The organism is Streptomyces sp. NPDC021224 (assembly GCF_044332905.1).
Lineage (GTDB): Bacteria > Actinomycetota > Actinomycetes > Streptomycetales > Streptomycetaceae > Actinacidiphila.
In genome coordinates this window covers 189,611-201,534 of record NZ_JBIRPW010000015.1, presented here as the reverse complement: position 1 = coordinate 201,534, position 11,924 = coordinate 189,611, and the positions used below count along the sequence as shown (strand labels likewise).

The following is an 11,924-nucleotide window of genomic DNA, read 5'->3' as shown; positions in this document are numbered from 1 at the left end:
TCCAACTCCTCTACCAGGGCAAGAACCCCAACGCAGGCGGCGCCTACGACCAACTCCCCTGGCGCCCCGGCCTCCTCACCCTCCAACACTGACCCGACGCGACGACGACGGCGGGCGCATCCCGAAGGGGTGTGCCCGCCGCCCTCACGCACGTCACGGCGACCACCGTGCCGAAGGGTGCGGGCCGCTTCCCGGTCCAGGGAAGCGGCCCGCACCCTCGAGTGGTCGTTCAGCGGGTCAGCCGAGTGTCCACTGCTGGTTGGATCCGCCGTTGCAGGTCCACAACTCGGCCGGTGCCCCGTTGGCGGTGGAGGCTGCGGTGACGTCCAGGCACAGCCCCGACTGGGTACCGGTGACCGTGCCGTTGGAGTTGACGCTCCACTGCTGGTTCGCACCACCGTTGCACGGCCACGTCTCCACCTTCGTACCGGGGGACGTCTGGTTGTCGTAGGCGTCCAGACACATCTGCGTACCGCCGGTCACCACCGTCAACTGGTTCGACGACGTACGCGTCCACGCCTGGTTCGCCTGACCGTTGCAGTCCCAGATCTGCACCTGCGTCCCCGCCGTGGCCGAGGAGTTCGGCACGTCCAGGCACTTGCCCGCACCCACCGCGTGCAACGCACCCGACGACCCCCCGGTGCCACCCGTGGTGCCACCACTGGACGTGCCGCCCGTGGTGCTGCCGGAGCCGCCCAGCGCCGCGGCTGCCGCGCTGTACGCCGGCTTCGGCTGGTAGGAGCTGTCGTACATGGTGGCCGCGCCGTAACCGGGGAAGGTCCCGGGGATCCAGGAGTGCCCGTCGTCCACGCCCCACTGGCTCACGCCCACACAGCGCTGGACCGCCAGGCAGTCCTTGACCACGGTGCCGTAGTCGGTCGCCTGCTGCTGCAGGCTCGCAGCGGACGCCGGGAGCTGGATGCGGTCGTCCAGTTCGGTGATCGCGACGTCCAGGCCGAGATCGGCGAAGCGCTGGATGTTCGCCGGCATCGACGACGGCACCTGGCCGACGATGAAGTGGCTCTCCAGGCCGATGCCGCCCAGAGGTACGCCCTGGGCAAGCATGGACTTCGCCAGGTTGTAGAGGGCGTTGCTCTTCGCGTTCTCACCCTCGATGTTGTAGTCGTTGATGTAGAGCTTGGCGTTCGGATCCGCGTTGTGCGCGGTGCGGATCGCGTCGGCCAGGTAGTTGCTGCCCATCGCGTTGTAGAACGCGTCCTGACGCAGGCTGCCGTCCTCGTTGAAGGGTTCGTTGATGACGTCCCAGGCGTAGATCTTGCCCTTGTAGTGGTTCACCTCGGTGGTGATGTGGGACTCCATCACTCCTTGGACCTGGTTCTGCGGAACGCTGTTCACCCAGCCGGGCAGCTGGGCGTGCCAGACGAGGTTGTGCCCGCGCACCCGGGCGCTGTGCGACTGGGCCCAGTTGACGATCTGGTCGCCGGGGCCGAAGTTGTAGGAGCCGTTGGACGGCTCGGTCGTGTCCCACTTCATCTCGTTGCCGGGTGTCACCATGTCGAACTGCGCGTTGGCGATCGCCATCTCCCCGCTGATGTTCAGGTCGCCGTCGGTCAGCGCGGTGCCGAAGTACCTGCCCTGGCCCTCTGCCAGCGACCTCAGCGTGGACGCCGCTTGTGCGGGGGTGGCAGCGAGGCCGGTCAGAACGGTCGCGAGGGTAGCGGTCAGCGCGACGGCCAGCGCACCCAGGCGGCTGCGCGGTGAGCGGAGTATGCGTGTGCCCGAGGGCATCGGATACCTCCCATGTGTCGTGGTGTCGGTGTGGTCCGTTCTCGGCTCAGCGGTATCCGGCGGCGGTGATGTCGGCCTGGACCGCGTCGTCGGTGGCGTCCGAGGGGTAGCCGGCGACGATCGCGCCTTCGTAGAAGGTGCCCTGGGATTGGTTGGTGTTGCCGTTGCAGCAGTCGCCGCCGCTGCCGAGGATGATGGCGCCCTGTTTCTTCATGGGGCTGTAGCCGGGCGGCAGGGCTCCGTTCCAGAGCGTGGTCAGGCTGCCGGTCTGGGCGTTGGCGCCCTTGATCGCGAAGCGCGAGGTGCCGTTGTTCTTGAGCATCGCGGTGACGTACTGGCTGGTGAAGGCTCGCTGGTTGCCGTTCCAGGACTGGCTGCCACCGGAGTAGAGGCCGTATTCGAGGTCGGCCTGGACCCAGGGGCCGCTGCCGGAGCAGCCGCCGAACCAGCAGCTGGTGCCGAAGTAGATCGCGTCCATGGCGCCCGCGCCGTCGGCCCTGCGGTCGGTCTCGCTGTTCCCGTAGTCGAAGCAGCAGCCGGAGTTGACGTGGGTGCCGGAAGTGACCATGTAGGCGCCCTCGGGGGCGCTGCCGGTGGGGACGCCGGTGAGGTGCCCGTCGCGCCAGTAGCTGTTGCCGGGGTTGATGTAGAGGGAGTACGCCTTCCCGCCGCCGACCGTCAGCGACTCGGACGTCGCCTTCGCGGGGGTGTCGGAGCCGCCGGCACCGCCGGGGCCCTGGTACTTCAGGTCGTTGCCGTGCCCCGACTGGTCGTAGACGGTGGTGATCACGCACGTGGTGTTCGCGCAGAACGCGTCCTGTGCCCCGGCGTCCGCGCGCCCTCCTGCCGACACCACACCGATGTCCCTCGTCGTGCTGTCGGACGACCGCCGTACCTGGTACAGGCTGCCGCTGTAGGCCCCGTACAGGGCGCGCACCGTGCTGTGTGCCGCCACGCAGGGCGTACCGCCGGCGGCGTAGATGTCGCAGGACCGGCTCCCGGACGGCGGAGGAGTCGTGGGCGGGGTCGACGCGAGGCTCCACTTCTGGTTGCTCTGGCCGTTGCAGGTCCACATGATGACGGCGGTGCCGTTGGCCGTTCCCGCACCGTTGGCGTCCAGGCACAGACCCGAGGGGAGGCCGGTGATCGACCCGTCGGAGTTCTGCCGCCACGTCTGGCCGGGTTGGCCGCTGCATGCCTTGATGACCACCGGGGTCCCGGGGGCGGGCTGGGTGCTCGTGGTGTCCACGCAGCGGGTGCCGCCCATCGTTCTCAGCTCGGCGGCCGAGGTGAACTCGAAGGCCTGGTTCGCCTGACCGTTGCAGTCCCACAGCTCCAGGGCCGTCCCCGGGGCGTCGGTGTTCCCCGTGACGTCGAGGCACCGGCCGGAGCCCGAGCCGACCAGGGGCGCGGTGACCGCGGAGGCGGAGGGCGGCCATGTCAGGGCGGTTGCCAGCAGCGTGCCGAGCAAGGCCATCACGGACAGGACGACAGCCACCGGTGAGCGGGATCGGCGGGCCTTGGGGCAACCGGGTGGGACGGACGAAGGCTGCATTGGTTCTTCCTCGGGGTGTGGGGGTGGGGCCGGCGCCGAACGCGCGGCCGCGTTTCCGGCGCCGGTTCCGGGCTGGGTTCAGATGTCGGGCGGGGGGACCACTTCTGGTTCGCGCCGCCGTTACGGTCCCCCGGCACGAGCTGGGGGCCGTTGGTCGTGCCGCGGGCGACAGGCAGCCCGTCCTTGCGACGTCGGCGGCCTGTCGCCCTGCGACAGGCGTGCCTGCCGCAGGGCGCAGTGGTCGTTCAGTGGGTCAGCCGAGTGTCCACTGCTGGTTGGATCCGCCGTTGCAGGTCCACAACTCGGCCTGCGCCCCGTTGGCGGTGGAGGCTCCGGTGACGTCCAGGCACAGCCCCGACTGGGTACCGGTGACCGTGCCGTTGGAGTTGACGCTCCACTGCTGGTTCGCACCACCGTTGCACGGCCACGTCTCCACCTTCGTACCGGGGGACGTCTGGTTGTCGTAGGCGTCCAGACACATCTGCGTACCGCCGGTCACCACCGTCAACTGGTTCGACGACGTACGCGTCCACGCCTGGTTCGCCTGACCGTTGCAGTCCCAGATCTGCACCTGCGTCCCCGCCGTGGCCGAGGAGTTCGGCACGTCCAGGCACTTGCCCGCACCCACCGCGTGCAACGCACCGGCCGTACCGGAACCGGAGGAGTTGGCGTATCCGGCCGCGGTGATGTTGGCCTGGACGGCGTTCTCGGTGGCGTCGGAGGGGTAGCCGGAGGTCATGACGCCCTCGTAGAAGGTGCCCTGGGCGCCTTTGCTGTTGTCTCCCCCGGTGCCGAGGATGATGGCGCCCTGCTTGCGCATGGGGTTGTAGCCCGAGACGTTGGGGCGCACACCGTCGTAGAAGGTGGAGAGGCCGCCGGACTGGGCGTTGCCGCCGCGGATGGCCCAGTGGTTGGGCTCGCCCTTGATGATGGCGGTGGTGTAGCGGTAGTTGATCGTGGGGTCGCCGGAGTTGAGATGCTGGTTGACGCCGGAGAAGAGGCCGTTCTCCAGGTCGGCCATGATCCAGGGGCCGTTCCCGGAGCCGTAGCCCCAGACCTTGATGTTGCCGAAGTAGATGGCCTCCATGGTGCCGTTGCCGTCGTCGTTGCTGTCGGTCTCGGCGTTGCCGTAGTCGAAGCAGCAGCCGCCGTTGTAGTGGGTGCCGTCGAAGATCGCGTACATGCCCTCGGGGTTGTCGCCGGTCGCGACCCCGTTGGTGTGGTTGTTGCGGTAGCCGGTACCGGGGGCGACGAAGACGCCGTACGCCTTGTGGCCTCCCACCGTCGTCGGCGCCGACGTGGCGACGGCCAGGTTGTCCGGTCCCCCCGCCGCGCCGCCGGCCGGTGCCTGCGTCAGGTTGTTGTTGCGGCCCGACTGGTCGTAGATCACCGTGATCAGGCACGTGGTCCCCGCGCAGAACGAGTCCTGCGCGGCGGCGTCGGCGTATCCGCCGGCGCTCAGCAGTCCGATGTCCTTCGTCGCGCTGTCCGAAGAGCGTCGGACCTGGTACAGCGGTCCGTTGTACGCCGAGTAGAGCGCACGCGTCGTACTGTGCGCCGCTACGCACGGCGTACCGCCTGCGGCGTAGATGTCACAGGGCTCCGACGTCGCCGCGCCCGCTGTCCCGGCAGTGGCGGTCGCCCCGACCAGCGCGCCGGCCACGAGAGCGACCGCTGCCGCCATCCGCGCCAGGGTCCTCGTCGGGGTAGGCCAGCGGCCCGTACGTGTGGTTCTCAATCTCATCTCCCCATACCTGTCGGGCGGGCCCCACCAGGGAGCCCGGTCTGTTAGCGCTCACAATTCTGGAGCGCCGAATGTTCCGCGGTGCAATGGGATTACTGAGAGGTTTCGGAGTGAGACGGTGCCGCGACTCCCCTGCCCTGTCAAGGGCGCGGACGATGTCTCATGGGGAACCGCGATCGACCGGAGACGTTGCCGGCAAGGGATCACATCCGCGGAGCAGGAGGAACACGCGAAGTGTCGACACCCCGTTCACGGGCCCCGACGCTGCCGCCGCCAGGCGTGAGACATCCCATCTCCTTCCCCTCTCGGAGGAGCGGCGACCTCTCCTGGTTGTGAACGTTCGCGTCCGATCAGGGGTCAGCCGTCCTCGGCGCTCCGGCTCCTGTGCCACCGCAAGGACACATGAGTCACCACAGCCGAAAGATTTCGCACACTCTGCCGAACGGCGGCGGCTCACCTCCGGCTCGCCTGTCACACCGGCCCCGCCAGGAGGTCAACGACGCGTTGTGCCATATGTATTGACGTGCCCCGACGGCCGACCTAGTGTGCCCGAAACGATCGGACGCCGCTCGAAACTTTTCGATCCGGGCGGACGTCCGGTACGGAAGCGCGAACCGCCGTCCCCGCAAAGGGATCTGACAGGTGGTGAGAGCGGGGAAGCCCCCGACCTCACCATTCGGCAAGCGTGAGAGGAGCACGGTGTTGTTAGCGCTCACCATCGTGTGCGTCGACTGGCTGCAGTTCCGACCCAGCCGGATCGGCGGCACCGCGCGGGTGTGCGCTCACTTCCGCTCAGGCCCCACCCTCTGCTCGCCGGTGGACACGTCCGCCCCATGTCACCGGCGCACCCTCTTCCCCCCACCACGTAAGGAGAACGGCCCCTCATGTCATGGCTGAACAGACCACATCGTGTACACAAAAGGGCGGTCGCGGTCCTCGCCGGGCTTGCGGTCAGCGCCACGACGACCATCGTCGGACTCGCGCTCACCGCCCCGCAGGCCGGTGCGGCGAGCAGCACGCTGGGCGCCGCGGCCAACCAGTCCGGCCGGTATTTCGGTACGGCGGTGGCCGCGGGCAGGCTCGGCGACTCGACGTACTCCACCATTCTCGACCGGGAGTTCAACATGATCACCCCGGAGAACGAGATGAAGTGGGACACCACGGAACCCTCCCGCGGGAACTTCAACTTCGGCCCCGCCGACCAGATCGTCAGCCACGCCCAGGCCCACGGCCAGCGCATGCGCGGACACACCCTCGTCTGGCACTCCCAGCTCCCCTCCTGGGTCTCCAGCCTGTCCGCCACCGACCTCCAGTCCGCCATGGACAACCACATCACCCAGGAAATGACCCACTTCAAGGGCAAGATCTACGCCTGGGACGTCGTCAACGAGGCCTTCGCCGACGGAGGAAGCGGCCAGCACCGCAGCTCGCCCTTCCAGGACAAACTCGGCAACGGCTTCATCGAACACGCCTTCCGCACCGCCCGCTCCGCCGATGCCAACGCCAAACTCTGCTACAACGACTACAACATCGAGAACTGGTCGGACGCCAAGACCCAGGGCGTCTACAACATGGTCAAGGACTTCAAGTCCCGCGGCGTCCCCATCGACTGTGTCGGCTTCCAGTCCCACTTCGGCACCACCGGGCCCCCCGCCAGCTTCCAGACCACTCTGGCGAACTTCGCCGCCCTCGGCGTCGACGTCCAGCTCACCGAACTCGACATCGCCCAGGCCTCGACGACCAACTACACCAACACCGTCAACGCCTGCCTCAACGTCTCCCGCTGCACCGGCATCACCGTCTGGGGCATCCGCGACAGCGACTCCTGGCGCTCCGGCGACAACCCCCTTCTCTTCGACAGCAACGGCAACAAGAAGGCCGCCTACACCGCCGTACTCAACACCCTCAACTCCGCCTCCGGCACCACCACCGGAGGCACCACGGACGGCGGGACCAGCACGGCCGGAGGGTCCACCGGCGGCACCACCCCGCCGACGGGCGGCAGCGGCGCCCTCAAGGGCGTCGGCTCCGGCCGCTGCGTGGACGTGCCCAACTCCACCACCACCGACGGCACCCAGCTCCAGCTGTGGGACTGCAACGGCCAGACCAACCAGCACTTCACCTACACCTCCGCCGGTGAACTGCAGATCCTGGGCAAGTGCCTGGACGCCGCCGGCACCGGCAACGGCGTCAAGGTCCAGATCTACTCCTGCTGGGGCGGCGACAACCAGAAGTGGCGTGTGAACTCCGACGGCTCCGTCGTCGGAGTCCAGTCCGGACTCTGCCTCGACGCCGTCGGGGCCGCCTCCGCCAACGGCACGAAGATCCAGTTGTACTCCTGCTCGGGCGGCAGCAACCAGAAATGGGCGTGGAGCTGACGCCGGCCGGGAGTGACGCAGCCGTACGGCAGCTCCGCTAGAGGTCTCCCCCAAGGCGGGCTCGCCCGCCGTCGGGCCGGTACCGGCCCGACGGCGGGCGACGCCACACAGTGAGGATCAACCATGCAGACTGATGAACCACGGTGGACCGCATCCGGTGACGGACCACGAGCGGACGGTCCGGGCGATCGGGCCACGCGCCTGACACGCCGCGCGATGCTCGGGGCGGCGGGCGGGGCCGCGGTTGCGGCCTTGTCCCTGAGCCGCGCGCCATCGGCCGCGGCGTCACCGGCGGGCCCAGGCGCGCCGCGGGGCGAGGTGCCCTTCGGCCCCGTCACGGTTGCCGACCCGGGGTCGGGCGCATCGTACGCACGAGCCGTGCGGCTCGGCGGGCGTCGGCCGGGCGGACCGGGAACCCTGCTGGCGACCTACCAGCACTTCGACCCCGCGGAACCGGGCGGGTTCCCGATCCACGCCAGCGACGACGGCGGCCGTACCTGGCGGCAGCGCGGCAATGTGCCCGACGACGGCGAGCCGGGACGGATCTGGCTGCAGCCGTTCCTGTACGAGTTGCCGCGGGCCTTCGCCGGCCTCCCCAGGGGCGCGGTACTGTGCGCCGCCAATTCGCTGGACTCCTCCAGCACCCGCATCGTGCTGTACGCCAGCACCGACCAGGGCCTGAGCTGGCGGTTCCTGAGCACGGTGGCGGTGGGCGGCCCACCGAACCCGCAGAACGGCAACACACCCGTGTGGGAGCCGTTCCTGCTGCTCCACCGTGACCGGCTGATCTGCTACTACTCCGACCAGCGGGACCCGAGGCACGGACAGAAGCTCGCGCACCAGTCAAGCAGGGACCTGCGGCGCTGGGGCCCGGTCGTCGACGACGCCGCGGCCGCGGACTACAGCCTGCGACCGGGGATGATCACCGTCGCGCAGGTGCAGCAGAGCCTGTGGATCATGACGTACGAGTTCGGCGTGTCGGACACCTACTACCCGGTGCGCTACAAGCTCGCCCGGGATCCGGAGTCGTTCGGCCGGTCCCCGGCCCTGGAGCTCCTCGACCAGGACGGTTACGCCCCGTCGGCCGCGCCGAGCGTGGCCTGGTCGAACTCCGGCGGCCCCCACGGCACCATCCTGGTGAGCGCCAACAGCGACGCGGACTTCTTCCTCAACCGGGATCTCGGCGACCCCGGCAGGTGGACGCGGCTGTCCTCGCCCATGCCGCGAGGCTACAGCCGTTTCACCATCCCGCTGGCCGGCCCGGGGCCGTGGCGGCAACCGGGTCTCGCCTTCGTGGTGACCGGCGCGCCCTATGCCGAGGACGCCCCGATCCAGGCCGGCGTCATACCGCTGGACTGACGGCGCGAGGGCCTGCCGCTCCTGCTCGTCCAGCGCGGTGAGCGTGCTCGCCACTCGCACCGGCATCGGATCCCCCCACACACAGGAGAATCGATGAGACGGATCTCAAGGGCGCTGGCCGCGGTCTGCGCCGCAGCAGCGTTCACAGCGTTGACCTTCTTCCTCGGACTCAGCTCCCCCGCCACCGCGGCGGGTCTGACCCAGGTGACCGCTTTCGGCGCCAACCCGGGCGGTGCGCAGATGTACGTGTACGTGCCCGACACGCGCCCGGCCAACCCGGCGATCCTGCTGGCCCTGCACGGCTGCGGCGGCTCGGGGCCGGGCTTCTACTCCGGCAGTGAGTTCGCCTCCCTGGCCGACCGGTACGGCTTCGTCGTCATCTACCCCAGCGCCGAGCAGGAGGCCGGGTTCGGCAAGTGCTGGGACACCTGGTCGGACGCGGCCAAGGTGCGGGGCGGCGGGAGCGACCCCGTCTCCCTGGTATCGATGATCACCTATGTCGAGCAGACCTACCACGGTGACGCCAACCGCGTCTACGTCACCGGCTCGTCGTCGGGCGGCATGATGACCGACGAGATGCTGACCCTGTACCCGGACGTCTTCAAGGCCGGGGCGGCCTACATGGGCGTGCCGTTCAGCTGCTTCGCCAACGCTGCCGACTACCCGCCGGGCACCAGCAAGTGCACCGGCGGCAGCATGGTCCGCACCGCGCAGGAATGGGGCGACGCGGTCCGGGCGGCCTATCCCGGTTACACCGGCACGCGTCCGCCGCTCCAGTTGTGGCACGGCACCGCCGACAACCTCGTGCCGTACCAGCTGCTGCAGGAAGACATCAAGCAATGGACCAACGTCTTCGGGCTCAGCCAGACCCCCACCGCGACCGACACCCCGCAGTCCGGCTGGAACCGCAGTCGCTTCGCCGATCCCGCGGGCAGGGTCGACGTCGAGGCGTACAGCATCCAGGGTGCCGGCCATGAACTGCCCCAGACGGGCATGGCCGCCTACGCCGTCCACTTCTTCGGCCTCGACGGCACGACCGGCACGACCGGCGGCACGTCGTCGGGGACGTCGAGCGGCACGTCGTCGGGAACGTCGAGCGGTACGACGTCGGGAACGACCACGGGCACGACGTCGGGAACGAGCGCGGGTACGACCGGGGGCGGCACAGGTCAGGGCTGCTCCGCCACGTACCGGACGGTCAACTCGTGGCAGGGCGGTTTCCAGTCCGAGGTCACGGTGACCAACTCCGGCAGCTCCGCGATCTCCGGGTGGAAAGTCTCGTGGACCGAGCCGTCCGGCAGCGCGATCACCCAGATGTGGAACGCCGTGAACAGCGGCACCTCCGGCACCGTCACCGCGACCAACGCCTCCTACAACGGAGCCCTCGGCGCAGGAGCCGCCACCACCTTCGGCTTCACCGGCAGCGGCCCCGCACCCAGCCCCACCCTCAGTTGCACCGCCGGCTGACTCCCGGCCCAGCAGCGGCGGACACGGCCGCGCCGGCGACGGCGGCGCGGCCGTGCGTGCGGCCGGACCCCAGGTCACCCGGTGAGGCCGGCACCGAGGCCGAAGAGCCGGCCGCCGTCCCACCACTCGGGCGTCTCGTCGACGACCGGGGTGATCTCCAGGAGCGTCACCTCGTTGCGGCGCAGGACGAGGTCCACGTCCGCGCGTCCGTCGGCGACGGGGTGGCTCCGGTGCGAGCGGGCGGGTTCGGCGGCCTCGCGGAGGGCGTCGAGCCGGCGTGCGCCGGGCGCGAGCGGCCGCCCCATCTCGCACCAGGCCGCCCAGGGGTTGCCGTCGTCCTCGCTCACGGAGCGGCGCCGCGCGAAGGCGGAGCCGTGCGAACCGGGGGCGCCGACGGGCAGCGACAGCCGTACGGTGTGGCCCTCGACGGGCTCGCCGCCGGTCGGGTCCGCCGGGGCCCAGGCCAGCACGGTGACGCGCCCGTCACCGTGCCGCGTGACCAGGTGGTCATCGCCGCGGGCCAGCAGTTGGTCGCCCATCTCGGCCATGAAGGCGTACAGGTGGTACGTCGGCTTCTTGATCTGACGGTGCGTGAGCAGTCCGAAGCCGCCGTGGAAGGGCGCGGTGGGGATGCCGGTCTCCTCGAACACGTCGCTGAACGTCCAGTACGAGAAGGAGTCGGCGGCGTCACCGCCGCCTGCCAGCACCGGTGCGAGGTAGGCGGCGTGGAACGCGGTGTCGTGGATCGGGTTGTCCGGCCGGTACGACGAGTTGAACTCGGTGATGTGCAGCGGGAGGTCCGCGAGCCGGGTGCCCGCGAGCTGCTGCCGCGGCGCCGCGAACTGCTCCAGCAGCGCCGACGCCGGCATGAGCGTCTGGTGCGTGCCGAACGGGACGTGCTGCTCGGGGCCGCTGCTGTAGGCGTGGCGGCTGACGAAGTCGATCGGCAGGTCCCGGGCCTCGACGAACGCGCCGAAACGCTGGATCCACTCGTCCTGGTATCCGGGCGCCAACGACGGGCCGCCGACCTGGAGTTCGGCGTCGACCTCCTTGACCGCCAGCGCGGTCACCTCGTAGAGGCGGTGGTAGGCGTCCTGGCCGGCGGACCAGAAGATGTCGAGGTTGGGCTCGTTCCAGACCTCGATCGGCCAGCTGCGCACCTGGTCGAGGCCGTAGCGGTCGACCAGGTGGCGGAGGACGGCGCGGACCAGGTCCGCCCACTCCTTCTCGTCGCGCGGAGGGGTGATGTTGCCCTTCCACCAGAAGACGGTGTCCTCCCCCGAGGCGAGCGCGGACGGCATGAAGCCGAGTTCGAGGAAGGGCGCGATGCCCAGCTCCAGGTAGGCGTCCACGACCTGGTCGAGGTACGTGAAGGCATGACGGACGCGCCGCTCGCCGCCGTGGTCGTAGGGCCGGTGGACGCCCATTCCGTCGCTGAGCAGCCCGTGTCCCCGGATGTACCGGAAGCCGATCTCCTTCTGCACGAGGGCGAGCGACTCCTGGTAGTCGCTGCGCAGCGCGAGGTCGAGCCGGCCTGTGCCGACGCAGTGGCGCCAGGCGTCGGTCAGCTGGGCCACCGGCTGGTGGGGAACGGCGATCCGCATGGTGGTTCCTTAGGTGCGGGGGTGGCAGACGGCGTCACAGCGCACCGAGCGCGCGACCGGCGCGGCGG

7 protein-coding genes are annotated in these 11,924 nt (G+C 69.7%); 3 read left to right on the top strand and 4 right to left on the bottom strand.

What is annotated here, in order from left to right:
• Positions 1–237: 237 nt before the first annotated feature.
• From ACH4PY_RS29495 to ACH4PY_RS29485, 3 genes are all read right to left on the bottom strand, one after another.
• Positions 238–1,749: an endo-1,4-beta-xylanase gene (locus tag ACH4PY_RS29495; RefSeq protein WP_398189520.1), complete on the bottom strand. Its 1,512-nt coding sequence runs from the start codon at positions 1,747–1,749 to the stop codon at positions 238–240.
• A 46-nt stretch (positions 1,750–1,795) separates the two neighbouring features.
• Positions 1,796–3,226, bottom strand: a complete 1,431-nt coding sequence (locus ACH4PY_RS29490) for an arabinofuranosidase catalytic domain-containing protein (RefSeq protein WP_398189538.1) — start codon at positions 3,224–3,226, stop codon at positions 1,796–1,798.
• A 331-nt stretch (positions 3,227–3,557) separates the two neighbouring features.
• Positions 3,558–4,988, bottom strand: coding sequence for an arabinofuranosidase catalytic domain-containing protein (locus ACH4PY_RS29485; RefSeq protein ID WP_398189517.1), 1,431 nt, complete (start codon positions 4,986–4,988; stop codon positions 3,558–3,560).
• A 944-nt stretch (positions 4,989–5,932) separates the two neighbouring features.
• Between ACH4PY_RS29485 and ACH4PY_RS29480 the strand changes: the two genes are divergently transcribed.
• The 3 genes from ACH4PY_RS29480 (at position 5,933) to ACH4PY_RS29470 (ending at position 10,252) form a co-directional block, all read left to right on the top strand.
• Positions 5,933–7,426 carry an endo-1,4-beta-xylanase gene (locus ACH4PY_RS29480; RefSeq protein WP_398189514.1) on the top strand — a complete coding sequence of 498 codons (1,494 nt, stop codon included), beginning with the start codon at positions 5,933–5,935 and terminating at the stop codon, positions 7,424–7,426.
• A gap of 378 nt (positions 7,427–7,804) precedes the next feature.
• Entirely contained in the window at positions 7,805–8,785 is a 981-nt protein-coding gene (locus tag ACH4PY_RS29475) for a hypothetical protein (protein WP_398189511.1), read from the top strand.
• 93 nt (positions 8,786–8,878) lie between these two features.
• Complete coding sequence (locus ACH4PY_RS29470) at positions 8,879–10,252, top strand: PHB depolymerase family esterase (protein ID WP_398189508.1); 1,374 nt, start codon at positions 8,879–8,881, stop codon at positions 10,250–10,252.
• 74 nt (positions 10,253–10,326) lie between these two features.
• Here the strand turns inward: ACH4PY_RS29470 and ACH4PY_RS29465 are convergent, their stop codons facing one another.
• On the bottom strand, positions 10,327–11,856 hold the full coding sequence (locus ACH4PY_RS29465) for a xylan 1,4-beta-xylosidase (RefSeq protein ID WP_398189505.1): 1,530 nt from the start codon (positions 11,854–11,856) through the stop codon (positions 10,327–10,329).
• Positions 11,857–11,924: the final 68 nt, after the last annotated feature.

What these genes read in the sequence shown, in the direction of transcription:
- ACH4PY_RS29495 (WP_398189520.1), bottom strand. Translation starts at nt 1,749, where the DNA reads ATGCCCTCGGGCACACGCATACTCCGCTCACCGCGCAGCCGCCTGGGT.
- ACH4PY_RS29490 (WP_398189538.1), bottom strand. Translation starts at nt 3,226, where the DNA reads ATGGCCTTGCTCGGCACGCTGCTGGCAACCGCCCTGACATGGCCGCCC.
- ACH4PY_RS29485 (WP_398189517.1), bottom strand. Translation starts at nt 4,988, where the DNA reads ATGGCGGCAGCGGTCGCTCTCGTGGCCGGCGCGCTGGTCGGGGCGACC.
- ACH4PY_RS29480 (WP_398189514.1), top strand. Translation starts at nt 5,933, where the DNA reads ATGTCATGGCTGAACAGACCACATCGTGTACACAAAAGGGCGGTCGCG.
- ACH4PY_RS29470 (WP_398189508.1), top strand. Translation starts at nt 8,879, where the DNA reads ATGAGACGGATCTCAAGGGCGCTGGCCGCGGTCTGCGCCGCAGCAGCG.
- ACH4PY_RS29465 (WP_398189505.1), bottom strand. Translation starts at nt 11,856, where the DNA reads ATGCGGATCGCCGTTCCCCACCAGCCGGTGGCCCAGCTGACCGACGCC.